Here is a 26,190-nt window from a genome sequence, read left to right as displayed (position 1 = left end):
CAAGATTATGTTCGCTAAATTGTTTATTTATGAATAGAAAAATGAAAACAGTAGCTTTCCTTTCGCTATTGTTTATAACGACCGGTATTCAGGCGCAAGTCGGGAAATATCAGTGGAAAGAGACCTCAGAGGGGGGCTATACCTATAAATATGTGACCAACGACCCGGTTCAAACGCGGTTTTACAAATTGAAAAACGGATTGACCGTTATTTTAAGCCCCAACAACAAACAGCCTCGCATACAGGCTTATATCGCAACTAAAGCTGGGAGCAAAACAGACCCAAAAGATCATACCGGACTGGCACATTACCTGGAGCATATGCTCTTTAAAGGAACCGACAAGTTTGGTAGTTTGGACTGGTCCAAAGAAAAACCACTGCTGGACGAGGTCGACAACCTCTATGAAAAATACAACCATAGTACAGATGCTAATGAACGCACGGCTATCTATAAAGAAATCGACCGTGTATCGGGGGAGGCATCAAAATATGCCATTCCGAATGAATATGATAAACTGATGAGCAGCATGGGCTCCAAGGGTACGAACGCGTTTACCTCCTTTGAGCAAACGGTCTACGTGGAAGATATCCCCAGCAATGTCATTGATAAATATCTGACTGTACAAGCGGAGCGATTCCGCAATCCCATCCTCCGATTATTCCACACAGAGCTTGAATCAGTCTACGAAGAAAAAAATATAAGTTTAGATAACGATAACAGAAAGTCGATCGAAGCTATTTTTGCGGCCATGTTTCCCAATAATAACTACGGCAAGCAAACCGTTTTGGGATCTGTGGAGCACCTTAAAAATCCATCGCTCAAAGCAATCCGCGAATATTACAACACTTATTATGTTCCGAATAATATGGGTGTGATTATGTCGGGTGATTTTAATCCCACCGATGTGATTAAGCGCATAGACAAGGCGTTTTCGGGCATGCAATCCAAACCCGTGCCGGCATATACCTTTGAGCAAGAGCAGCCCATCACAAATCCAATTTCAAAGACTGTCAAAGGCCCTGCTGCTGAATACGTCTTAATGGGTTTTCGTTTCCCGGGGGCAGCACATCCGGATGCGCAGATCCTCAATCTAATGGCTAATGTACTTACCAATGGATCTGCCGGTTTGATCGACCTGAACCTTGTTAAGTCGCAGAAATTATTGGGAGCAGGTGCATTTCCTTATGTTCTAAAAGATTATTCGATGCTTATTCTTCAAGGTAACCCAGGCACAGGTCAGAGCCTTGAAGATGTCAAAAAACTGTTGTTGGCTGAATTGGACAAATTGAGAAAAGGAGATTTCTCTGCGGACTTGTTGACATCTATCATCAATAATGAAAAAAAATCACAGATTAAGCTCTTCGAAAACTACTCCAGTACCGCCGAGCAACTGATGTCAGGCTTTAATTCTGAGTTGGATTGGGCAAAAGAGTTGGCTTATACAGACCGCTTGTCTAAGATTACGAAAGAAGATATTGTTCGCTTTGCCAATAAATATATTTCTGACGTCAATTATGTGACCATTTTCAAGGAAAAAGGGCAGGACGCCAATGTAGATAAAGTAGTCAAGCCAGCCATTACGCCTATTACGGTCAATCGGAATGTGGAGTCTGCATTTTTGAAACAGATTAATGCTATGCCGGAGCAGAATATCAGTCCTAAATGGTTAGATTTTGATAAAGAGATTTCCAAAGCAAAACTGAAGGATTTGGATGTATTGGCTGTTCAAAACAAAAATAACGAACTATTTACCCTGACTTATCATTATGATTTTGGAAGCTGGGACAACAAGTTACTGGGCTTGGCCGTCGGATACCTGGAATTTTTGGGCACGAAGAATAGGAGCAGTGAAGAGTTTAGCAAAGCATTCTATAAGCTGGCCTCAGACTTTTCAGTTTCTTCCGGAAATGAGGAAAGCAGTGTTTCTATTTCTGGTTTGGGCAGTAATTTTAAGGAGTCAGTCGGTCTGCTGCAGGATCTGATGCATAACTGTGTAGCGGATGAGCGCGCATTTACCGCATTCATTGACCGTGTTAAAAAATCCCGTACCAATGCCAAGGAGAATAAAGCTTCTATCATGGAGGGGCTAAAAGCCTATGCGCGTTATGGTGCCAAAAACCCATTTAATTACACCTATACCGATCAGGAACTGGATGGATTGAAAGCGGCAGACCTAGTCGCGGTATTGCATAAGTTAGCGAATGCGAAACACCGTATTCTCTATTATGGACCGGAGCCTGTAAATACGTTGGTGAAAAATCTTACACCGCTAAAAAATAACAACACGGCCTATGCAACCATAGAAAAGGGTGTAAAATTTGTAGAAAAGCCGACCGACGAGAACAAAGTATTCTTTGCACAGTATGGTATGAAGCAGGTTGAAGTATTCTGGATCAGAAATTCAGGATTATTTGATAAAAACCAACTGCCGACGGTTGCATTTTTCAATGGCTACTTTGGTGGCGGTATGGGCAGTATTGTTTTCCAGACGCTTCGGGAATCCAAAGCTTTGGCCTATACGACATATGCCTACTATGCACAACCACAAAAGAAAGAAAACCATGGCATGGTCGGTGCTTATATCGGCACGCAATCGGATAAGTTTAAAGATGCTGTAGGTGGTATGAATGAGCTTTTGAATGAACTGCCAGAATCAGCTGTAGGCTTGGAATCGGTACGTACGAATTTATTAAAATCATTGGCTAGTGAACGTATCACGGGGACCGGTATCCTTTCGAGCTATATGGCGGCACAACGCCGTGGACTTACCGAAGATTCAAGAAAAATGATCTTTGAAAAAATTCCTCAATTGTCATACACTGATCTTAAACAATTTCACAGCGATAATATCAGCCGCAAACCCTATAGCTATTGCATTGTGGGCGAGGAGAAGGACCTGAATCAGGACCATATCACCGCACTTGGTAAAATCACTAAGCTTAGCTTAAATGAAATCTTTGGATACTAATCCAAACGGAAGAGATATTTTTAATAGTTTATAGTTTTATTAGGGACCGCGTTGGCATACGTCGGTCCCTTTTTTATAAGTGGCTTATTGCTTAGCTCATGTATTGGGTTCTGAAGGTATTGTATTCCTCTCTTCAGACTTCATGTCGTACCATTCAGCTCTACGGCGGGAAATTACCTTTAAACGCAAAAATAGGAAATCAAAAGAACCCCTGAGGAGAGGTCAATTAAACAATTGTCTGAATGCTAGAGGTGAAACATTGGTCTTCTTCTTAAATAGTTTGTTGAATGATTGTGGATGTTCAAAACCGAGCTTGTAGGCAATTTCTGCCACTGAGAGACTTGTCGCCGTGAGTTTTTCTTTGGCTTCCTCAATTAACTTGTCGTGAATATGCTGTTGGGTGTTTTTACCCGTCAGTGACCGTAGTAAATCGCTTAGATAACGTGCTGAAACATGGAGATTTTCTGCTAAATACTCTACCGTCGGAAGCCCCTGCTTTAATGTTTCTTCGCTGTCGAAATAGGCATCCAGCAATTTTTCCAATTGTGTCAGAAGCGCATTGTTAACAGCTTTTCGTGTGATGAATTGACGCTCGTAAAACCGGTTGCTGTATTGCAATAGCATATCAATTTGTGACAAAATAATACCTTGGGTATGTTTGTCGATATGTTGATACTCTTTTTCGATTTTAAGAAAAATTTCTACAATGTCTTTTTCTTCCCGTTCGGAGAGATGTAATGCTTCGTTAAGGGCATACGAAAAGAAATTGTAATTTTTTATTGTGCTTGCAAGTGTGTGCGTATACAAAAAATCAGGGTGAAACATAAGCATGTAACCTTTTCCGCATTCAATGTTCATTTTTCTGATTTCAGAAATCGTTAACGACTGAATCTGTCTGGGCGCTATAAAGTTCATGGTTCCTTTGTCGAAATCGTAATATTGTTGTCCGTACTTTATTTTTGCGGTAACATCTTTTTTGAGGGAAATGCTATAGAAATTGACACAGAACTGCTCCCAAATGTTGCTTTCATCAGGTTTTATTCCAGCGACATCAATTACACTGATGAGCGGATGTAACGGCGCCGGCAATGACAATTGCTTATGAAATTCGGATATGGAATTGATAATGTACATCCTGTTTTTGTTTTACAAATTTACAAAAAACAACTGCCCGTAAAGACAGTTGCCGATTTAAAAATTATGCCTCAAATTGTTTCGCGATTTCTTGCCTGAAAGCTTCTTTACCGATTGTTAGACGTCTTTCATATAATGCATTTGCATCTACACCCGCCAAATAGCGTACCTGATCTTTATTGTCCGTTGCGGCTTCATACACCACCTGGGCAATTTGCTCTGCCGTGGATGCGTTTTGCATCATCAGATCCATTTGTTCTAACAGTTTGTTTTCGATGTCTCCATAGTCGGATGATCGATTCATATCCAATGAACGACTTACAAAATCTGTCGCAATTCCTCCTGGAGCAACAGTTTTGATCGCTATCCCAAATTTTTTCAATTCAAAGGACATACTTTCGCTCCAGCCTTCCAAGGCGAATTTTGTTGCATGATAGATCGAATTTAGCGGGAATCCCATAAATCCACCAATTGATGTGGTCGAAATAAATAAACCACTTTGCTGTGACCTAAAATATGGGATAAATGCTTGTGTAACACGCAATACACCCAACAGATTGGTGTTGATTTGACGAAGTATTTTTTCGTCGCTCAAGGTTTCAAACGCGCCCATCAATCCATAACCTGCATTATTGAAAACTACATCGATTTTGGCCAAAGAGATTGCTTTTTCAACAGTTTCTTTGATCTGTGCAGGATCGGTTACATCTAATTTTAATAGCGTAACGTTTTCGATTTCGGTAAGCTCGGTTTCATTTTCGGGATTTCGCATTGTTGCGATAACATTCCAGCCCGCTTGTTGGAATAGCTTGGCAGTTGCTTTCCCTAACCCGGAAGAAGCTCCTGTAATGAAAATTGTCTTTCTCATAGTGTTATTATCTGATTCAATAATACAAATGTCTAAAGAAGGCATAGGGTATTTGTTGCCATATTGAGCTTGGTTGTAGCCAAAATGACGAAATCAAAATGGGTAAAAAAATCATCGACTTTGGCACGATTATTTGTTGATATTCGTTATAAAAATTATGCACTGTTAAGCTGATTTTTGCTCGATTAGTAACTTTTTAGCGTAATCATATTGGCGTAATTGCTGTATTTTAAAAATTTTAGAAGATCTATATTTATGCAAGGCACGATTGACGGGATAAGCGGCGAGCCACATCGTTCACAGGTGTTCCGTTTAACTTACAAAGGACAGGATTATCAGCTGGTGTTGTTGAAAAAGTCTTTATCAAAGCTCGATACGGAATTGCCAATTTTGCTCGACGGAATTGATCAAAAACTAGTAAAAAGGGGCGACTACTGGTTTTTTGAAAACAGGCATTCGGATCAGCACTTTGCGACAGAGATTTGGCGTAATTTATCTCTTCGATATCGCCTTTAAAGCCAAAAATCATACCGTATCTTGGCCCGCACTCCATGAGATTAGAGGGGCCACGTAATGATATTGAGATCAATACTTAAGGATTGCATTTTCATTATAAATCATAACGTGTGAATGCTTATTTTTAAGGTTTAGCTATCCTGTTTATCATGCCCCTGAATATAAAGCCATGAAATGGCCATACAGCATACCAATAAAGTCTTCCAGCAATACCTAAGGGTCTAAAGGTCGCTGTCTGTATCAGGATATTATCTTCGATTTTAAATTCTAGCCATGCTTCTCCCGGCAGTTTCATCTCTGCATAAAGCAATAATCTTTTTGTCTTTCTATCTGCTATTAGCACGCGCCAAAAATCAAGTGCATCGCCGGCAGCCAGATCGCTTTTGTTTTTTCGTCCCCTTCGCATACCCACGCCACCGACTAATTGATCCATGAACCCACGGATTTTCCAGAGCCAATTGCCATAATACCAGCCCGAATTTCCGCCAATGGACCAGATTTTGGTCAACGAAGCTTCACTATCTTGGAGCGGAGCCTGACGGATATCCTTGAAGCAACCATAACTGGGTACTTCGAGTAACCTGGTGAGTCCCCCAGATAAAATTTTACTGGTCTGTGCATCTTTCCAGCTAGACACCACATTGTCGCTTTCAATTTTTTGAAAAGCTAATTGTATCGATTGTCCGTAATTGATCAACTTAATACTGAGCTCATCCGCTAGAGTATTGGGCTTACAGATCACTTCGACTTTCATGCTATCGACCAGGTTTTTCGCCAGATTATAGGAAGTCGAAGTAACAAAATAAAGCCAGTAGGAGGAGAGCCTCGGTGTCATCAGTGGGATGATATAAATCTGTCGCCTCAGTTTTCGTTCGGCAGCGTATTGCAGTAGCATCTCTTTATAGCTCAGGACGTCAGGACCGCCAATATCATAGCTCTTGTTAAATGTATGCGGATTAGCGATGACACCGATCATAAATTCGATCACGTTGCGTATGGCGATGGGTTGACATTTGGTTTGCAACCATTTGGGTGTAATCATAATGGGGAGTTTTTCGACCAGATCTCGTATGATCTCAAACGATGCACTTCCCGAGCCAACGATGATACCAGCCCGTAGGGTGGTGATTGGTATCCGTCCGCTTGCCAATATACTTTCAACGTTTCTCCGCGAGTCGAGATGTTTGGATAATCGATCGGAATTGATTATTCCACTCAGATAGATAATCTGTTGCGCCTTGGTTTTTTCAATAAAGTTGCTAAAGTTGGTCGCGCATTCGGCTTCCATCTGTTGGAAATCACCTGATTGCGTAGCCATCGAATGGATCAGGAAATAAGCGATATCTATTTCAAGCGGAATATTTTTTAGGCTTTCCTTATCCAAGAAGTCGACTTCAACGACTTGAACATGATCCGAGATTGCCGCTGGATCAAAACGATCCTTATCCCTGACACAACAAATAACTTCATGTCCCTGTTCCAACAACACAGGCAAAAGACGTTTTCCGATATACCCTGTAACACCGGTTAAGAGAATTCTCATATCCTGAATTGTTTATTGCAGATACATATTGTACATAAATATACTAAAATAGCAACTAAATTGTTTTATTTGGTGCAATTTTATTCCATTAAGACAAAATCATACCTTTGAAAAACTAGGGGTAATGCCGTTATGAAACCTGAGTCAGTATAATCAGAAGTTACTCCATAATCGCGGATCCCTTTTTTTAGTTTGCTGCTGAATCATAAATTTGAATGGTCAAGTTTTTAAATTTCCTAACTTAGTTATTGAAAAAAATAATTCTTATATGCCAAATAGTATTGTGCAAAAAAAAGTGGCTGACCACCTCGCTAACGAAAGGACATTTTTGGCGTGGATCCGGACAAGCTTGGGTATTATGGGCTTTGGATTTGTGGTTGTTAAGTTTTCGCTTTTTATTCGTCAGATCGAGCTGGTTCTGAAAACCGGAGCGGTCACTCAATCACATCATGGCTATTCGGGCGTTGTAGGTGTATCCATTGTGATCATTGGCGCATTGACAGTTATATTGGCGTTCTTTAAGTTCCGTAAGACAAAAAGGCAAATCGAAGATGAAAGTTTTGCTCAGGGCTCTTTCGGGATCACTATTACAGCAGTATTGATTTTTATTATTGGAGTTATTCTGAGTTGGTATCTTATCGATAGTTTGTAAAAAATAGTCATTCAAATACATCATGACTTTTGTCCAATTCATCCATAGTTTATGATAAATGCCACGAATAATCGCCATTCGTGGCATTTATATAATAAACACTTTAAAACTTGACTTAGCTTAAAGGGTGGCAACCAATAATATTATTTCAATTTGTCTTTTACAGCTTTACTGTGCTCCAAATGTGTCCTTAAAGTCGGTAGGGTCTTATCCACAAATGTCTTTAATTCGGCATCTTTCAGATTTTTACTGGCGTCCTCAAAAAGCTTGACGTCTTTTTCGTGATCCTCCACCATTTCATCGATATAGGCTTTGTCAAATTCTCTTCCTGTCTTTTTAGCCAAATCATCTTTTACTTTTTGCTGTTCAGCGCCTACTGTAGCAGGGACAGTAATGTTTTTTGCCTTGGCGAGTGTAGTCAGTTCGTCATTGGCCTTGCTGTGATCTTTGATCATCATTTCTCCAAAAGCTTTGACATCGGCATGCTGTGCTTTTTGCTGTGCCAACTGCCCGAGCTCTACTTCAGCCATACCGCCATTTGCCGCTTCGGTAACAAATTTAGCATCCTCTTCGCTGACGGATAGAGGCGTCGCTGCGACCTGATTATCATCCATATTTTCAGGCGCCTTTTCTTCGTTGATACTGTCTGCCGTTTCCTTACTGTCATTCTTTGCACCGCCGCCGCAACTTTGGACGGCAACAATCGAAAATGCAATTGCTAGGGTCAGAAATATTCTTTTCATATGCTTATGAGTTTGATTTCAAAATAAACAGTACTCAAAACAATATGGTTCAAAAAAAGTGATTATTGGCTGGGAACAGTTTTCTCAGCAGTCTGTCCATCATTACCAATAAAATAAAAATTAACTGATATTATATCTTTTATATTCGTTTATATTTCAGAACTTTGTAATAAGTTGATGATTTCACTTCGAAGGTTTGGCCATCCGAAGATAAATACAGCGATAGAATCAGGTCGGTATTAAAATTTAAACAAAAAAATTTGATATCATGAAGGCGCTTTCATATTTCGTCGTTATTTTATTCGCTGTTTCCTACACGGCGACCTACCCGCAGGATGTAAAAATAGGTACGGAAATTACCACAGCGCTAATGGACAATACCTATCTTTCGAAGCTGAATTATCCAAAATCGGTCATCAGGTTCTACACGGACAACTATTCGGGGGATAGCTGGACTGATAGTCAGCATGGCTGGGATCAATCGGAAATAGCCCTCGCGCTGCTGGCACAGGCCAACCATTATGGACTCTCGCTGTCCGATTATCATTTAGAAAGCCTTTCATTTAAAAAATTAAAACAATGGCGGGATTTTCCTTCCGAAAAGAATCAGCAGGAAAGAGTACTGTTTGATATACTGCTGACCGATGGCCTGATTACCTTTATTAATAACCTTCACTTTGGCAAATATAATCCGTTATACGATTCGTCTCGCATTGACAGCAGTAGGACAAATGGTTTTTGTGCGGATGAGATATTGTCTGTCGCACGGTTGCAGGCAGATTTTCAGGGCGCTATACTACAGGCCCAACCAACGATCAAAGCTTACCGTGATTTTCAGGCCTATCTGGATAGATTTTATGCAGTGAACAAGGGGCTGCCTTCTACAGCGGAAATGGCTAAGATCATCCTAAATATGGAACGCCTGAGATGGATCAGCACGCAAGGTGAAAACTATATCATGGTCAATATCCCTTCCTATATGTTGGAATTTCATCAGGGGGATGAGGTGTCCAACTTTAAGGTAGTGGTCGGAAAGCCAACGACAAAAACACCCGTTCTGGAAAGTGAGATCGAATATTTTTCAACAGCACCAGACTGGCGGGTACCCAGCAGTATTTTCCGCAATGAAATACTGCCCGAAATTTTGAAAGATCGGGGCTATCTCACTGATCACCATTACACGGTCTATGACGCACAGGGCAATGAAGTCGTCGTGAATGCATCAACACGAAGAAAGATCAGGAACAATCCTACTAAGTATAGTGTAAGGCAATCATCGGGAGAGGACAATGCCTTGGGTGCCGTCGTATTTAGATTTCAGAATCCGCATGCGGTATATGTTCATGATACTCCGCAGAAACAATTTTTTAAACGCGGGAAAAGGGCGCTCAGTCATGGCTGTATACGTGTGGAAAATGCGGATCGCCTCGCAGCTATGCTATTATCATATGATGATTCCGAATACAGAATTTCGGAGCTGGAAGATGCAATACAATCTTACGAAAAGAAGGATTTTATCCTGAACAAGCCTCTGCCCATTATAATTACTTACCTGACCTGCCTGATAAAAGAGGGAAAGCCTATTGTGTACACTGATATTTACCAATTCGACAAATCGCTGGAAGACGAGTTTAATCAAAATTAAGAATGGCATAGGGACAGCAGAGTATCGTTGCTCAGATTAAATGTATTTAAATCATTGTTAATTTAGCAGATCCTCCTGGAGAACATATTTTGAAAAATATTGTTTCTTATACAGTCAGTAGATAAAGGAGAAGATCCGCTGTTTTCAAATTAGATGGTATCTCTGCTGGAAATAAAGTGATGAGGATCATAATATCCAATAGCAATGATCATGACCTGAAAATTAGTATAAATCTAACTTTGACGTATCAAACCATAACATAAATTTATTATGAAAGCCAGAGAAAACTCCAGTCAGATCGTTCAATATTCGCTTTTATCACAAGTCGAAGGCCTTGTCGTACAAGGGCTCCATTAAAAAGATGAAGATGGAAACTATTTTTATAAAATCTCTCGGAGGGGCCGGAACAGTGACCGGATCAAAACATTTATTAAAAACTCCCGAACTTACCATATTAGTCGATTGTGGCTTGTTTCAAGGCATTAAATCCTTGCGTGAACAAAATTGGGAATCCTTAAATATTCCGATAGGAGAAATTGATCTGGTCATTCTTACCCATGCCCATCTGGATCATTGCGGCTATCTACCTTTGCTCATAAAAAACGGATTTAGAGGTAAGATCTACATGACCGAGCCTACCGCGGAACTGGCAAAACTGATCTTGCTTGATAGCGCGAAGTTACAGGAAGAGGATGCGAAAAAGGCTAATCAGCATCATTATACCAAACATCATCCTGCAAAACCGCTATATACTAAACTGGATGCCGAACAGGCTTTCGAGCATTTTTATACTGTTCAGGAAAATACCAGTATTAAGCTAGGCAATCAGATTCAATGCCAGTTCAAGCCTTGCGGCCATATCATTGGCGCCTGTTCGGTAGCAATTACCTGCTTTGACAAAACGATCGTATTCTCGGGTGATATCGGACGAAGCCATAGCGAGATTCTGCCTATCCGTGACTTTTTTACCGAAGCGGATTTTTTGGTCATGGAGTCTACTTATGGTGACAGATTGCACGACAAGACAGATTTGTATGATAGTCTGGCACATTGGATCAACCTTACGGTTAAAAATCACGGTAATATCATTATTCCTAGTTTTGCTGTGGGTAGGGCACAGGAGCTGATCTATATGCTCTTTCGTTTAAAGGAACAAAACAAAATTCCGCACGATCTGCCGATCATCCTGGACAGTCCTATGGCTGCTACCGCTACAAAGATTATGGTTGATTATGCCGAATACACCAGTGTTGATAAAAGAAAATGGTTGAAAATTGTTGAAAGTATTGAAATTAACAGAGATTATATGAATACTGCGGAGATTATTCAGGATAAAGCGAGTAAAATCATTATTGCGGGCAGTGGTATGATCACCGGAGGAAGGGTGCTTGAATATTTGAAACATGATATAGGAAATAGCCGGAACACGGTATTGATCGTAGGATTTCAAGCCGAAGGTACACGTGGCAGGGCTTTGCTAAATGGGGCTCACGAGTTGAAGATTCATGGCAGTTATTATCCGGTAAAAGCAAATATCGTAGAATTGACAGGTTTATCGGCACACGCTGACCAATACGAACTGCTGGAATGGATCAAAAAATATAAAATTCCTCCTCAAAAAATCATGCTGGTACATGGAGAACCGTGTGCATTGGAGGCATTGCGCGTAAAGATTCAAACAGAACTAGAAATTCCCGTAAAGATTTTAGTCAAAGACGAGCGATTTGCGCTCACGCATCCCCCTAGGTTCTAGTTTTAACGATCTAATATCCACTTTATGACATATAATATCCCCAATCATCTCAAAGGTCTCAGCCAGGAAGAAGTAAATCAGGCGAGGGCCAAACATGGGTATAATCAGTTGGCGGCAACGCATAAAAGTACCTGGCTGGAATTGCTGCTGGGTATTTTAAAAGAGCCTATGCTGATCTTGCTGATTGTTATTTCACTGATCTATGTGATTGTGGGCGACTATGCTGAAGCAGCTTTTATGATGGTGGCGATCGTGGCGGTCACGGCGATCTCCTTTTATCAGGACAACCGGAGCAAGAAAGCGTTGGAAGAGCTTGAAAAACTCAATGAGCCCCTGAGTGTGGTCATCCGGGATGCGCAGGTGGTCAAGATTCCTACGCGGGAAATTGTCGTAGGCGATCTTTGTATCACAGAAGAGGGGCGCATGATTAATGCGGACGGAGTAATTGTACACAGCAACGACTTTTCTGTCAACGAGTCATCACTCACAGGAGAGAGCTTCTCCGTGTTCAAGGATAGTACGACTACAGATAACGTCGTTTATAGCGGCACAATAACGGTATCGGGACTTGCTGTCTTTCAGGTGCAAAAGATAGGCAAAGAAACGCGCGTAGGCAAAATTGGCGAATCCATACGAACGATTAAAGAGGAGATCTCGCCCTTGCAGATCCAGATCCAGAAATTTGTCAAAGCAATGGCAATCGTCGGAATTGTTATTTTCCTGCTGGTCTGCCTGTTCAGTTACCTCGATACGCGCAATATCGTAGTGAGCCTGCTCAATGGGCTGACCTTGGCAATGTCTGTACTACCCGAAGAGATTCCTGTCGCATTTACAACTTTTATGGCCCTGGGGGCATGGAAGCTCATGCGCGAGGGTATTATCATCAAGAGGAGCAGTATCGTAGAAACCCTGGGGAGTACCACGGTAATCTGCACCGACAAAACAGGTACCATTACTGCCAATATCATGCAATTAAAAAACCTGTATGATTATCGTTCCGACAGGGTGTATGCCGAAGGTGAATTTGAGCATGAGGCACTTCATGAGCTTATTGACTATGCTATGTGGAGCAGCGAGCCCGTGCCTTTTGACCCCATGGAGATCACGTTACATAAAGTATACGAAAAAACACAAAAAAATGATTTAAGACGGAGTTATCAGCTGTTTCATGAATATCCGCTTGAAGGCAGGCCGCCAATGATGACACACCTTTTTGAAAATAATGAGCATGAGCGGATCATCGCGGCCAAGGGGGCACCCGAGGCGATACTTAGCGTTTCACAGCTCTCCGATGCCGATCGAGATAAGATAAGGGCGGTGATTAAAACTTTTGCTCAGCAAGGATATCGGATTCTGGGGGTTGCCAAATCACATTTTGAAGGAAATGACTTCCCTGCAAAACAGCAGGATTTTACGTTTGAGTTTTTAGGGCTCACGGTGTTCTATGATCCGCCCAAAGAGGGGATAAGGGAGGTCTTTCAGCAAATCTATGCTGCCGGAATCAAGGTAAAGGTGATTACGGGCGATAACGCCGAAACAACAAACGCGATTGCATTGCAGGCAGGAATTGTCAATGATACGCCGGCTGTAAATGGTAGCGAAATCATTGGGAATACCGAAGATGACATCATAAAGCTGGCTGAGCGGACCACGCTATTTACCCGCATGTTTCCCGATGCCAAACTTGCGGTCGTCAATGCACTGAAAAAGAGTGGTGAAGTTGTGGCCATGCTCGGAGACGGAGTAAATGACGGCCCGGCGTTGAAAGCAGCGCATATTGGTGTGGCCATGGGAAATAAAGGAACCGAGATTGCCAAATCAGCGGCGGCACTGGTCATCACCAACGATGATTTGCAGAAACTCATCGTCGGCATCGCTGCCGGCCGCCGGATTTATACCAACATCAAAAAGGCTGTGCAGTATATTATTTCCATTCACATTCCCATTATTCTGACAGTATCCTTGCCCTTGTTTTTGGGCTGGATCTACCCGCAGATATTTACCCCTGTACATGTGATCTTTCTGGAACTGGTCATGGGGCCTACTTGTTCTATCGTTTATGAAAATGAACCTATCGAAAGAAATACGATGAATCAGCCTCCAAGGGCGATGGGGAAGACTTTTTTGAGTATCAGTGAACTGGGCATAAGCATCATCCAAGGGGTAGTGATCACGCTTGGGGTCTTATTTAGCTATCAATTTACTGTCCAGCATGGCGGGAGCGAAGAAAAAACAAGGGCGATGGTGTTCTGTACCTTGATCTTTGCGAATATATTGTTGAGCTATGCCAACCGCTCGTTCTATTATAGTATCATCGAAAGCTTTAAGAATCGTAATTTCTTATTGTTCGGGATCTCTTTAGTTGTGTTGATCTTGCTATTTGTCATCTTGTATTGTGGGCCAGTTGCTGCTTTCTTTGAGGTAACAGCACTCAGTGGATCTGAATTGGCGATTGCTCTTGCCGTTGCAGGTGTATCTGTACTTTGGTTTGAAATTTACAAGCTCTTGAGGAGAGCATAGATTGAGTTTTTATATAATTTAATACGAATCATTATGTTGGGAGAATTGAGTAAAAGAGAAATTATCACTTTATTGGAGAGCCAGTTTATAGGCCGGATAGGCTGCCATGTCAATGGCGAGACGTACATTGTCCCGGTTAACTATGTTTACCAGAATAATGCGATATATGCTCAGGCAGGAGAGGGTAAAAAAATTGAAATGCTACGCGCAAATCCTCGGGTTTGTTTTCAGGTTGACGAAATTGACAGCATGTTCAAGTGGAAAAGTGTCATTCTGTGGGGAAATTTCGAAGAACTGAAGGATGTGGAGCGACAACAGGTTATGCAGGGCTTGATCTTGCGCATTATGCCCAATACAAATGAGCCGGGACGAAATCCTGCCCATGCAATAAATCCACAGCTTCATGATTCGCTAATCGTATTTCGCATCAACATCGAGCAAGGAAGCGGACGCTTCGAATCGCATGACGAATAAATAGGACGCTGAAATGTGGTCAGTTGTGCAAAAAAGTTGGAAGGTGCCCGTTTCGACACCTTCCTGCATCGTTTGTGATCTTTAGCGAAGTATATTTATTAGAATGTCAAAAAGCAGTTAAAACCTGCCTTATTCGACTGATAATATGGCAGGATGACTGTCTTCTTCCCCATGTTACGCCCTAACAATTTTGACACTGGGGGAAAAGACCAGTAGGCAATTTCAGTTGACAATATCCCTATGCCCGCACCAGCGACCACGTCGCCGACCCAATGTTTATCGTTGAACGTACGATACGTACCCGTGAATATTGCAAAAGGATAGCCGAGCAAACTTAACCAGAGATTATTCCCACGATATTCGCGAAACATGAAATGCGCTGTAGCGAAGGCTGTGGCGGTATGACCGGACGGAAACGACAGGTTATTGGAACCATCGGGTCGCTGCTCTTTGACCAGCTGTTTGGTAGGTGTCACAATGGCTGTTGAAATCAGCAGTGAGGTTGCCAAAATTATGCTTCGATCTTTAAAGCCATGTTTACCCTCTAAACCGAAGGCATTTAATCCATAGACTAATGCTCCGGGAATAAACTGCGTATAATTATCAGCTTTAATACGTGAAGGACTATGTTCGCCAATTTCAAAACGTGTGGAATTATTCAGTTCTTTTAATCGGTCGTCGGTGAGGCTAAGCACACCATATCCGATACCTATCGCTGGGATAATCAGCTTTTTGTAACTAACCTGATAAATTTCATCCACAGAATTTTCCTGAATAAGGTTGTTCCTAAATAGCGTATCTCGATTCGGATTATCGGAACTTCCAAATGCTAAATTCACGAAAAGGGAAAATATTGATGCAATTATGGTTACTATTTTCATCTACTTAAATTTAATATTCAATGATAATATCAGAGGTCATTCCAATTACTCTTCCTCTTCTGCTGTGTTTTTGAGCTGCATCAAAAGGGTATAAGCATTTTTACTCACGATTTGCTTACCCTGGAAATCCTGAAAATTCAATACCCTAACCAGTCCTTTTTGAGGTTCCTCTATGGATATACTCGTCATCCGATAATTCCTATTTCCTTCGGAGACAAACACAAAGCTTTTGCCTTCAAAGTCCACGATACTTTCTTCAGGGAGGGAATGTCCAAATGTTGCAGTTATTTGAACCTCTGCATTCATATACAGCCCGGGGATCAGGTCCCGATCATATTGATCCAGATGACAGTGAACATCGGCCATACCACTTGGATCAATATCCTTACCGATCAGATGGACCTTTCCATTGTATTTTTTATTGGGGTTAATATTGGAGTAGGCCAATAGGGGCTGTCCGGGACGCATCTGCTCGAGGTCTTTTTCGTAGACCCTGAGGTTGAGATGGATGTTATTCGGATTGATCAGTTCGAAGAGTATATCCGACGGGTTTACATATTTCCCGATATTGACATTGACTTTGCTCACATAGCCATCGATACTACTGTACACAGGTGCACTTTTACGAATATTGCCGGTAGCAATTGTACCGGGCGGGATATTGACAAGCTCAAGCTGTCTGCCAAGTGCATTCATAATGATTTGCTGACTGTTCATCTCAGCTTGGGCCTGCTGCATTACCTTATCACTACTCGCTTGGTTGTGGTTGAGCTCTTTTTGGCGTATGTAGTCAAGCTGGGCAAAGTGTAACCTTGATCGGGCAGCGAGATAGTCCTGTTGGAGCTGTACAAACTGTGGATTTTCTACAATTGCAATTACTTCGCCTTTAGACACTTTCATTCCCGGAAGTAGTTGCGTACGCTTGAGATATCCGCCTAGCGGGATACTTACAGACACCATATTCTGTGGTGGGACATCTATTTTCCCATTCAGTTTTAGGAAGCTTGCAACAGCTTGGTCCGAAAGTGTCACTGTTTCGATTTGAACGTTCCGGAGCTGGGCAGCCGTTAAGGAAACGAGATTTTCATCCTTTGGATTGCTGGCGGCCACTGGTTTGTTTTCCTTATTTCCACGACAGGAAATATTGACACAGAAAATGACTGCCAGTAGACAGATCATATATTGAGATAAAAGATTTTTCGTTTTCATTTTTATTGATTTAGCATGATATAATGGAGCTGAATGGCACTTTCGTTGAGCTGCCACAACGCATCTGCATAGTTGCTTTTTAGCGAGATTGCCTGATTGACCAAAGTGACAAATTCGAGGTAGTTAATAGCACCGTTGGAAAATTGTCTTTGCGCCGTTATAAAGATCGTATCTGCATTTTTGAGTTCGGATGTCTCATATTGGTCGACAATATCGAAGCTGCTCTTATAGCGATGTGAAAGCTCTTGTTTTCGTCTCTCGAGTGCAAATTCTGCATTTTGATATTCATCTTCTGCTATTGCTTCGGCCAGGCGCGATGCCTCCACCCGGGCCTTCTGTCCTTTGGAAAATACAGGTACAGCAAGGCCGATCTGCACGGAATGGAATCTTGGGCTTGCATCGTATGTGTTGTTATCCGGACCTACCCCCTTAAAACTGTTCAGATTATAGCCTAATTGCAGCTGGGGGAGAAGCTTGGATCTTTCAACCGCGGTAGCTTGTTCGGCGACTATTTTTCCTTGTTCCAATACCTTAAGCAAAGGATGGTTTTCTATCGAAGGTGGGTTGAAAACGACTCTCCCGGTTGTGGCAGGAATATACATGATGTCAGTATTCAAAAGCCATTGAAACTGGGATTGAAGCACCTTTATTTCAGCATCTACCTGTCTCAATTGGATTACAATGGCGGTCTTTTGATTTGCGGCTGTAGCACTTTCCAATGCATCACTTTCGCCCGCTTTCTGACGAAGAATAGTTTTATCAAGAAAACTGCCATATAGTGAAAGGGCCTCGTTCAATAGCTCTTTTTTTTGCAACCAATACAAGATATTGTAATAGGTAAGACTGACGGCTTTTTTCAGTTCAAACTGTTTGAGCGTGACATTCAGCTGGCTCTTTTTCCACTCTTCGTTATACCGGGCGCGTAGCTTACGGTAGACAGCCGGGAAAGCAAAACGTTGTACCACGCTGAGCTTAGCGTCTTGGTAGGCGCTATTGATCTGACCGTAATCCAAGCCGATGTCTGTCTGTGGAATATCTGCTGTGGATGTATTGATTAGTGCTTTGGCGTAGGCAGCTCGTAATTTTTCACTTTTCAAACTACGGTTGTTTTGTAGGGCGAGAACAATGGATTGATCCAACGTGACGACAGTCTGAGCACTTGAGTTTTCAATGCTTAGCAAGGCAATGACAAATAATATTGGAGCAATAACCTTCGGTTTTAGCTTAGTACCTTTAAACCCCTTTTCTAGCGCTACATAGAGCAGTGGAAGTACGAACAGCGTTAATAGCGTAGCGATGAGCAGGCCGCCGATGACCACTGTCGCCAGCGGACGCTGTACTTCTGCTCCTGCACCATTACTCAATGCCATCGGAATAAATCCCAAAGAAGCCACTGACGCAGTCATCAAAACGGGGCGTAAACGATTTTCGCCTCCGTCCACCACTATGCGTACGATATTATGTATGCCACTTTTTTGAAGTCTATTGAATTCCGATATCAGTACAATGCCATTCAGGACAGCAACTCCAAATAGCGCAATAAATCCTACACCGGCACTGATACTAAAAGGCATTCCGCGTAGCGCCAGCAGAAAGACTCCACCAATAATGGAAAGTGGAATAGCACTGTAGATAAGCAAGCTTTCCTTAACTGATTTAAATGCAAGGAATAGTAGGATAAAGATCAGTGCCAATGCGATAGGAACAGCAATAAGTAAGCGTTGTTTGGCATTGTTGAGGTTTTCAAAAGAGCCCCCATATTTGATGGAATAGCCTGCCGGCAGTTTGATCTCTTGATCGATCTTAGCTTGCAGGTCGTGTACAATACTCTGCACATCTCGATCTTTGATGTTAAACCCCACTACAATCCTACGTTGCGCGTTTTCGCGTTGGATCTGATTAGGTCCCTGAACGATCGCTACACTAGCCAACTGCGAGAGTGGAATCTGATTGCCAGTAGGCGTAGGGATCAGGAGATCGCGGATATCGGTCATATTCTTCCTGTCACTGGCGTCCATACGCACCACCATATCAAAGCGCTTTTCACCTTCAAAAACCAGACCTGTAGGCTGTCCTGCGAAGGCTGTATTGATCGTCCTGTTGACCTCAGCGATGGAAAGATGATGTTGTGCGATCATGGGACGATTGTATTGTATCACGACTTGCGGAAGTCCGGCAATAGGTTCGATATAGAGATTTTGGGTACCTTGGACCGTTTCTATAATTTTGCCTATTTTCTGGGCATGTAGCGCCAGAGAATCCAGATTGTCACCAAATATTTTGAGGACGACATCCTGACGGGCGCCTGTCATCAGTTCGTTGAACCGCATTTGTACGGGGTACTGAAAACCGGCTGTAATACCGGGAACATCCGCCAATGCTTTGCCCATTTTCTCGGCGAGCTCAGGAAATGTGCGCGCTGAGGTCCATTCTTTCTTGTCCTTTAGGATCACCATCATATCTGAGGCTTCCATGGGCATGGGGTCGGTCGGAACCTCACCGCTACCTATTTTAGTCACTACTTTTTCTACCTCTGGAAAACGGCTTTTTAAAATCTGGGCGGCCTTCTGGGTACTTTCAATCGTTGTCGTTAGATTACTCCCGGGAAGGACACGTGTATCTACCGCAAAATCTCCTTCCTCCAGTGACGGAATAAATTCGCCTCCCAAACGGCTAAGAATGATGATAGCCAGAATGAAAAATGAAATGACAACTGCAAAAATAATTCTTGGAAGCCGAAGTACTTTGAGCAGTACATGAACATAGATCTTTTCCAGCCTTTTCATCAGCCTGTCCGAAAGGGAAGGCTTGCTACTTCTGGTCCGTAGTAATATTGCGCTCATCATCGGAATATAGGTGAGCGATAGGAGGAACGCGCCCAATAAAGCAAACGCGACCGTTTCGGCCATGGGCTTGAACATCTTGCCTTCGATTCCCTCCAGCGTCAGGATAGGAAGGTACACGACCAGAATGATGATCTGTCCAAATACGGCACTGTTCATCATCCGGCCGGCAGATACGGTAACCATATTGTCCATTTCTGCTGCCGGCACTCTGAGTAGGCTTTTAAATCGCTGCTGTTGCAGGAGCTGATGCATCACGGACTCTACTATGATTACCGCTCCATCAATAATCAACCCAAAATCCAGTGCTCCCAGACTCATTAGGTTGCCACTGACACCAAACAGGTTCATCATGCAGATGGCAAAGAGCATGGCCAAAGGAATGACAGAAGCGACGAGCAGTCCAGCCCGTATATTGCCCAGAAATAGCACCAGTACAAAAACAACAATGAGTGCGCCTTCCAAAAGATTTGTCTGCACGGTACTGATGGCATTGTTGACCATCTTGGTGCGGTCAAGAAATGGCTCTATGATGACTCCTTTGGGCAGTGTTTTTCGAATTTCTTCCACTTTGGCTTTTACATCAGCAATGACCTGGCTGCTATTGGCCCCTTTGAGCATCATCACAATCGCACCGGCAACTTCACCATTGTCATTATAGGTCATTGCACCGTATCGCGTTGCATAGCCAGTCTTTACCTCAGCAATGTCACGGATAAAAATAGGGCGGTCGTTTTGTTTACTTGTGATGGCAATATTCTGGATATCCGCTACGCTGCCAACAAGTCCTTCGCTCCGAATGTAGAGGACTGTCGGTCCCTTTTCAATGTACGCACCACCTGTATTCTGATTATTGGCATTAAGTGCATCGAAGACATCGTTAATTGTGATTCGATAAGCATGAAGTCTGTCCGGCTTTACTGCAATCTCGTATTGTTTGAGTTTTCCTCCGAAACTACTGACTTCAGCAACGCCTTTGACACCGAGCAGTTGCCGTCTGACAATCCAGTCCTGGATGGTACGCAGCGCTGTCACATTATATTTCCGTTCGTACCCCTGTTGGGGGCGAACGACGTATTGGTAGATTTCGCCGAGACCCGTAGAAATAGGCCCTAGCTGAGGTTGGCCTATGCCCTGTGGAATTTCCTGCTGTACCTGCTGGAGCCGTTCGGCAACCTGCTGCCGGGCCCAATAGATATCAATATTATCTTCGAACACAATGGTTACAAGGGATAGCCCAAATCGGGAAAAACTCCGGATTTCCTGTAATCCAGCGATATTGCTGTTAACCTGTTCAATCGGGAAGGTAACCAGCCGTTCGATATCTGTCGCTCCAAAAGAGGGCGCAATGGTAATGACCTGCACTTGATTGTTGGTAATATCGGGAACGGCATCAATAGGCAATTTAGTCACCTGGTAAGCACCGACACCAATTAGGGCCAAAATCAATAATGCAACGATGAGTTTGTTCTTGACAGAAAACTCAATGATTTTCGTAAGCATAATAAATAGATTCTGTTAAATCGTAAATCCTTGATGAAGATAAATGCCTATACAACGATGGAGCAGGGGCGATTAACCAATAAAGGGAATTGCGCTCGTACCGATAATAAAACGTTGTATAGCGGATTCTTCATCCGAAATAATAAGAAGAGGGTCTGATTAACAGAATTTTGGCGGCTGCCATATTGAATTGAGGAATGTATCATCTACAAACTGATCATTCCGAACTGGTGTATTATCAATTTCTTCAGGTAGGGACCTGTTTTCAATTTCGATCCTGACCATTGGCGGGCATACAAAAACAACACCATAGGATGTCGTGTGCATCATAAAGGGAAGCCGTTGGTCTTCGTCATAATCATCATCATGTGGATGGTTTTGCAGATGATCGCCATTGTAGTGTACTTTTAAAAATTCAACTACAGACAGCGCCGGGTTCTTTTCCTTATGCTCAAAATAATGCTCTATCAGCAGCGGAAATCTCAGCAGTTGCGAAATTTCAGTTGCGGACGCGATATAAATCGTCAAAAAGCATATAGCAAGCAATCTTTTCATCCTAAACAAAGTTATTAAAAATAATAATTCATTGCATCGGTACTGTCTGAAGTTTTTTGTTTTTCTTTCGTAGGAGAGAGTTGCTGATGGCAACCACAATTATTACTATTGGTGGGTGTAACAGGGAGGGCGGACTAGAGCCGTTCGCCCTTTTCAGCATCCTCCAATAAAAGCTTTCCCCAATCGTTCAATTTCCAAAGCACCGCTACTAATTTTTCGCCCAGTGGTGTAAGTGAATATTCGACACGTGGTGGTAATTCATTAAAGTTCTTTTTACACAAAATTCCGTCCCGCTCCAATTCTTTCAAATGCTGGTTTAAGACACGTCTGTCTACCTTGGCGATACCCCGTAGCATCTCGCTTGGTCTTTTCTCGCCTTCATTGATTCGCCATACAATCGGGATTTTCCATTTTCCGCTGATCGCATTAACGGCAAATTCCAATGGACAGATTTTTTCTTCTATTGCTCTTTCCTCCAATTTCATAAAATTGACTTTTTTATCCCATAGGGATAATTATATGCGGTATTGTGGTTTTGAATTTACTTTCAAAACTTTGCAAAAATATAAAACAATATATGAAAAATTTAAAACAGCAAATTGAAGAACTGAACGAAAACTTGATAAATCAACTACCCACAGAAGTTTTAGCGGTATTCTCTAGATCTATTGCGGATTTGAACATCAATAATATCGAGGAAAATAGTGCTGGCATAAACGATATATTTCCTGATTTTAGTCTGCAAAATACCGCCCACGAAATTGTGGAACTACATACGCTTTTGAGGAAAGGAAAAGTGATTGTAGCTTTTTTTCGTGGCAGTTGGTGTCCGTATTGCAATCTCGAATTGAAAGCTTTGCAACACAATCTGAAACAGCTTACAGATAAGCAGGTAACCCTCGTCGCCATCTCCCCGCAAACAACAGCGTATAACAACGAGTTAAAAGGCAATCATCAATTGGATTTTGAGGTGTTAACGGACGAAAACAATGCCTTGGCCAAACGGCTTGGTATCTCGTTTGAGCTTCAGGATTATGTGGTTCCTGTTTATGGTGATTTGGGAATAAAGCTGTCGGATTATAACGGAAATGATACTAATGAACTGCCCGTTCCGGCTGTTTTTGTCATAGACACAAACGGTAGAATTACCTACAAATTTGCTGATACCAATTATATGAATAGATTGGATATTCAGGAATTGATTGAACAAGTGTAAACAACATGAAAAGAAAAGGCGCAAGAAGCACGAAAGATATTCCAAAAGATATTTTGGACCAATTAAACCGAGGAGAAATGGAGACGGTCAACCTCGTGGAATGGCTAGCTGTAGACCAACAACTTTTATTGGAGAATTTACTTGCACAAAATGGAAGATCAGCTTATTTAAGCCCTCTTCGCACAAAAATTGATCAGCTGAACAAACAAACCGTAAATACGATAAACGAGGCTATCGGGATAGGGCTTTTTGAACAAACGATGCAAAATAATGATAAAGAGTTTTTAGCAATCCTGTCAGATCATCGTGCTGACCTTGTTCGCTGCTGGGCAACATATCCCATCGGAAAAAGTAAAAATCTGAACCTTTCCGAAACGCTTAAACAGATTCAGCCATTTGCCGCTGATAAACATTTTGGCGTAAGAGAAATCTGTTGGCTGGCCGTGAGGGCCAAAATTGCTGAAAATCTTGATGAAAGCATCAGTCTGCTTTCCGGTTGGACATCAGATCAGGACGAAAATATAAGAAGATTTGCAACAGAGGCAACCCGGCCAAGGGGAGTCTGGTGCGAACATATTGAAATGCTCAAACAACATCCTGAATTAGGCCTGCCCATATTGGAACGGTTAAAATCCGATAAAGCTAAATATGTACAGGATAGTGTGGGGAATTGGTTAAATGATGCAAGTAAAACGCAACCCGCATTTGTTCAGCAACTTTTCAAACGTTGGGAAGAAGAGAGTGATAGTAAAGAAACAAAGTACATCATTAAAAAAGCATTGCGGACGATCAATAAGCAATAGACGATATGCATTGGTTTTGTCCTTGGCGCGCGGTATATATCGGAGGCGCCCTGAAAGATGCAGATGTAAGTCTCTCGATCACGTACAAGGTAGTGGCCATCGGATTGCTCGTGGCAGCACTTTCGCTGCTGTTGGTGAAGGTAAAGAACAATACAAACAAAATAAAATAGATGAAAAGAAATTAGGATTGTACGCTCCGAGACACCAAAAGAGCTATATTTGTGGTGGTTGGTAGCCAAAAATAACGAAAGAATATCGTTAAAAGGTCAGGATGAAAAGAGACAACAAACATATTCCCATAAATAATTTAACCGATAATCCCCAAGTGGGGATACTGGTAAAAAGAAGGAAATTTCAAAAGGATCTTCCTGATGACAGTGAACATATAGCGCATCGGCATGACGAGCACCTCTTTTTGGTCATTGAATCAGGGGAAATACAGCTTGAATTGGATTTCCAGCAGTATACACTCAGACAAAACACTGTCGCCTATATCCACCCCAGCCAGGTGCATCGGATTTTGGACCTTCAGCACTCGTCATTCGCAATTATCGGCATTTTGAGCGTACATATCAAGGATGAATATTTCAATATCCTGGAACAGCTTTTTTTACCGGCCAAACCGATTTTTGTCTCAGGAGAGCATGCCAAAATATTGTCAGGTACTGTTGAGCTGTGTGAAAGCATATACAACAGTACGGTAGATAGAGCCTATAGTTCCCTATTATCCGATTATCTGAATGCTTTTATTGGTCTATATGTATCCCAATACTTGCGGAATGTACAAAGTTCGGAGAAGTCAAACCGATACCAGATCGTCACCAAAGCATTTCGGGAACTGTTGGAGAAACATTTTTCGAACATGAAAAAGCCGGGAGAATATGCCAATATTTTGAATATCTCCCCATCGTATCTGCGCGAGTGTGTCCGGACAGCAACCGGAATGTCTGTGACGGACCATATCCAGAACAGGATTATATTGGAAGCCAAACGGCTGCTTTGCCATTCGAAGAAAACGATCAAGGAAATTGCTATTTACCTCGGTTACGATGACCATTCTTATTTTTCAAGGTTTTTCAAAAAAGCAGTAGGCATCACGGCTCATGAATTTAGGAACGAAAACCACCTTTTCTGATCGATCGGCCTGATTTTCTGACAATAACACTCGTGATGTATAAACACTTCGATTTTATACATCGTTTTATCCCTTTTTTATTTTTTATACACGGCTCTTTCTCCCAGTTAATCTTCAGCATAGGGATCCCAGCATCGTTTCGTCCTATAGATACCGCTTTATATCCAATAAAATGACTTCTTCTATTTCGTTTCTTTGTGCTATAGATTTGAACACAAGAAATTACAATTATGGAAGATATCAATCAAGAGACCGTACACCGACATGATGCCGGATGCGACGGTCACGGTCACCATCATCACGATGGAATGCATATCCATCCCGTAGCAAACAACATGAAAGTAGCGCTCGCTCTCAATGTCAGCTTTACGATCATTGAGTTTTTTGGAGGATTGTTTACAAATTCGGTGGCCATTATTTCAGATGCCATTCATGACCTGGGAGACAGCTTGGCCATCGCTTCGGCACTTGTGCTGGAAAAGGAATCCGAAAGGGGCAGAACAGCGACTTTTACTTATGGCAAGCGCCGGTTTTCAACTTTAGCGGCGTTGATAACCTCGCTGATCCTTGTCGTAGGATCGGTTGTGATCACAATAAATGCGATACCACGTTTTTTCCATCCGGAAGAAGTGCATGTTCAGGGGGTGCTCTGGCTGGCCATCCTTGGACTTCTGTTTAATGGTGCAGCGGTATTGAGGTTAAAGAAAGGGAATAAGAGCTCACTGAACCAAAAAGCAGTAATGCTTCATCTTATGGAGGATGCTCTGGGTTGGATCGCTGTTTTGATTGGAGGTATCGTTATGTACTTTACAGGCTGGTATTGGATCGATCCATTGTTGTCACTTGGAATTGCTGCATTTATCCTTTTTAACGCTGTAAAAAACATCAGTAATGGCCTCTCTATTTTTCTACAGGCAAAACCTCAGGGGATTGATGAAGGTAAACTGCTCAATGAGCTCCTTGCGATACCGCATGTATCGGATATCCATGATCTTCATATCTGGACAATGGATGGAGAAAAGCATATTTTGACTTCCCACATTGTTGTACCGGCAGATAGTGATATTACACTCATGCGCCGGGTACGGGAAGAGGTCCTGCAAAAATTGAAAAGTTTAAATATTCAGCACCCCACCATTCAGATCGAAACATCAATGGAAACGTGCCGGTTTACAAACTGTTGATGCAGATAGATTATGGCTTTGCCAAATCCCAATAATCGCAGTTG

General features: G+C 42.2%; 21 protein-coding genes. 12 read left to right on the top strand and 9 right to left on the bottom strand.

Going from position 1 to position 26,190, the window contains the following annotated elements:
• Positions 1 to 29 precede the first annotated feature (29 nt).
• Entirely contained in the window at positions 30 to 2,969 is a 2,940-nt protein-coding gene (locus G6053_RS14820; protein ID WP_165306937.1) for a M16 family metallopeptidase, read from the top strand.
• Positions 2,970 to 3,191: 222 nt separating this feature from the next.
• Here the strand turns inward: G6053_RS14820 and G6053_RS14815 are convergent, their stop codons facing one another.
• Positions 3,192 to 4,103, bottom strand: a complete 912-nt coding sequence (locus G6053_RS14815) for a response regulator transcription factor (protein ID WP_165306936.1) — start codon at positions 4,101 to 4,103, stop codon at positions 3,192 to 3,194.
• Between the two features lie 64 nt (positions 4,104 to 4,167).
• Positions 4,168 to 4,971: an SDR family oxidoreductase gene (locus G6053_RS14810; protein WP_165306935.1), complete on the bottom strand. Its 804-nt coding sequence runs from the start codon at positions 4,969 to 4,971 to the stop codon at positions 4,168 to 4,170.
• A gap of 255 nt (positions 4,972 to 5,226) precedes the next feature.
• Here G6053_RS14810 and G6053_RS14805 point away from each other — a divergent pair, with 255 nt between their 5' ends.
• The gene (locus G6053_RS14805) at positions 5,227 to 5,487 is read left to right on the top strand and encodes a hypothetical protein (protein ID WP_108634120.1); all 261 of its coding nucleotides are present in this window, start codon (positions 5,227 to 5,229) and stop codon (positions 5,485 to 5,487) included.
• A 124-nt stretch (positions 5,488 to 5,611) separates the two neighbouring features.
• Here G6053_RS14805 and G6053_RS14800 read toward each other — a convergent pair whose 3' ends face one another.
• Positions 5,612 to 7,030, bottom strand: a complete 1,419-nt coding sequence (locus G6053_RS14800) for an SDR family oxidoreductase (RefSeq protein ID WP_165306934.1) — start codon at positions 7,028 to 7,030, stop codon at positions 5,612 to 5,614.
• 268 nt (positions 7,031 to 7,298) lie between these two features.
• Here G6053_RS14800 and G6053_RS14795 point away from each other — a divergent pair, with 268 nt between their 5' ends.
• Positions 7,299 to 7,682, top strand: coding sequence for a DUF202 domain-containing protein (locus tag G6053_RS14795; RefSeq protein WP_165306933.1), 384 nt, complete (start codon positions 7,299 to 7,301; stop codon positions 7,680 to 7,682).
• Positions 7,683 to 7,825: 143 nt separating this feature from the next.
• On the opposite strand, the gene G6053_RS14790 is transcribed toward G6053_RS14795, so the two are convergent.
• Positions 7,826 to 8,425, bottom strand: coding sequence for a DUF4142 domain-containing protein (locus tag G6053_RS14790; RefSeq protein ID WP_165306932.1), 600 nt, complete (start codon positions 8,423 to 8,425; stop codon positions 7,826 to 7,828).
• 268 nt (positions 8,426 to 8,693) lie between these two features.
• On the opposite strand from G6053_RS14790, the gene G6053_RS14785 reads away from it, so the two are divergent.
• From G6053_RS14785 to G6053_RS14770, 4 genes are all read left to right on the top strand, one after another.
• On the top strand, positions 8,694 to 10,070 hold the full coding sequence (locus G6053_RS14785; protein ID WP_165306931.1) for a L,D-transpeptidase family protein: 1,377 nt from the start codon (positions 8,694 to 8,696) through the stop codon (positions 10,068 to 10,070).
• 367 nt (positions 10,071 to 10,437) lie between these two features.
• Positions 10,438 to 11,823 carry an MBL fold metallo-hydrolase gene (locus tag G6053_RS14780; protein ID WP_165306930.1) on the top strand — a complete coding sequence of 462 codons (1,386 nt, stop codon included), beginning with the start codon at positions 10,438 to 10,440 and terminating at the stop codon, positions 11,821 to 11,823.
• A gap of 24 nt (positions 11,824 to 11,847) precedes the next feature.
• Positions 11,848 to 14,343 carry a cation-translocating P-type ATPase gene (locus tag G6053_RS14775; protein WP_165306929.1) on the top strand — a complete coding sequence of 832 codons (2,496 nt, stop codon included), beginning with the start codon at positions 11,848 to 11,850 and terminating at the stop codon, positions 14,341 to 14,343.
• Between the two features lie 33 nt (positions 14,344 to 14,376).
• Positions 14,377 to 14,817, top strand: a complete 441-nt coding sequence (locus G6053_RS14770; RefSeq protein ID WP_165306928.1) for a pyridoxamine 5'-phosphate oxidase family protein — start codon at positions 14,377 to 14,379, stop codon at positions 14,815 to 14,817.
• 98 nt (positions 14,818 to 14,915) lie between these two features.
• Here G6053_RS14770 and G6053_RS14765 read toward each other — a convergent pair whose 3' ends face one another.
• From G6053_RS14765 to G6053_RS14745, 5 genes are all read right to left on the bottom strand, one after another.
• Positions 14,916 to 15,698 (bottom strand): phosphatase PAP2 family protein, encoded by a 783-nt coding sequence (locus G6053_RS14765; RefSeq protein WP_165306927.1) that lies wholly within the window; start codon positions 15,696 to 15,698, stop codon positions 14,916 to 14,918.
• 45 nt (positions 15,699 to 15,743) lie between these two features.
• Positions 15,744 to 16,907: an efflux RND transporter periplasmic adaptor subunit gene (locus G6053_RS14760; protein ID WP_165306926.1), complete on the bottom strand. Its 1,164-nt coding sequence runs from the start codon at positions 16,905 to 16,907 to the stop codon at positions 15,744 to 15,746.
• A 2-nt stretch (positions 16,908 to 16,909) separates the two neighbouring features.
• Entirely contained in the window at positions 16,910 to 21,253 is a 4,344-nt protein-coding gene (locus tag G6053_RS14755) for a CusA/CzcA family heavy metal efflux RND transporter (protein WP_165306925.1), read from the bottom strand.
• Between the two features lie 159 nt (positions 21,254 to 21,412).
• Complete coding sequence (locus G6053_RS14750) at positions 21,413 to 21,808, bottom strand: hypothetical protein (RefSeq protein ID WP_165306924.1); 396 nt, start codon at positions 21,806 to 21,808, stop codon at positions 21,413 to 21,415.
• A 134-nt stretch (positions 21,809 to 21,942) separates the two neighbouring features.
• Positions 21,943 to 22,293, bottom strand: a complete 351-nt coding sequence (locus G6053_RS14745; RefSeq protein WP_108634129.1) for a helix-turn-helix domain-containing protein — start codon at positions 22,291 to 22,293, stop codon at positions 21,943 to 21,945.
• A gap of 92 nt (positions 22,294 to 22,385) precedes the next feature.
• Here G6053_RS14745 and G6053_RS14740 point away from each other — a divergent pair, with 92 nt between their 5' ends.
• The 5 genes from G6053_RS14740 (at position 22,386) to G6053_RS14720 (ending at position 26,146) form a co-directional block, all read left to right on the top strand.
• Positions 22,386 to 23,024 (top strand): peroxiredoxin-like family protein, encoded by a 639-nt coding sequence (locus G6053_RS14740; RefSeq protein ID WP_165306923.1) that lies wholly within the window; start codon positions 22,386 to 22,388, stop codon positions 23,022 to 23,024.
• A gap of 5 nt (positions 23,025 to 23,029) precedes the next feature.
• Positions 23,030 to 23,827 carry a DNA alkylation repair protein gene (locus tag G6053_RS14735; protein WP_165306922.1) on the top strand — a complete coding sequence of 266 codons (798 nt, stop codon included), beginning with the start codon at positions 23,030 to 23,032 and terminating at the stop codon, positions 23,825 to 23,827.
• 5 nt (positions 23,828 to 23,832) lie between these two features.
• Complete coding sequence (locus tag G6053_RS14730) at positions 23,833 to 23,997, top strand: hypothetical protein (protein ID WP_165306921.1); 165 nt, start codon at positions 23,833 to 23,835, stop codon at positions 23,995 to 23,997.
• A gap of 101 nt (positions 23,998 to 24,098) precedes the next feature.
• The gene (locus tag G6053_RS14725; RefSeq protein ID WP_165306920.1) at positions 24,099 to 24,962 is read left to right on the top strand and encodes an AraC family transcriptional regulator; all 864 of its coding nucleotides are present in this window, start codon (positions 24,099 to 24,101) and stop codon (positions 24,960 to 24,962) included.
• 230 nt (positions 24,963 to 25,192) lie between these two features.
• Positions 25,193 to 26,146: a cation diffusion facilitator family transporter gene (locus G6053_RS14720; RefSeq protein WP_165306919.1), complete on the top strand. Its 954-nt coding sequence runs from the start codon at positions 25,193 to 25,195 to the stop codon at positions 26,144 to 26,146.
• Positions 26,147 to 26,190: the final 44 nt, after the last annotated feature.

The sequence above is a fragment of the Sphingobacterium sp. DR205 genome (assembly GCF_011064245.1).
Lineage (GTDB): Bacteria > Bacteroidota > Bacteroidia > Sphingobacteriales > Sphingobacteriaceae > Sphingobacterium > Sphingobacterium athyrii.
This window is presented reverse-complemented; position numbering and strand designations above follow the sequence as displayed.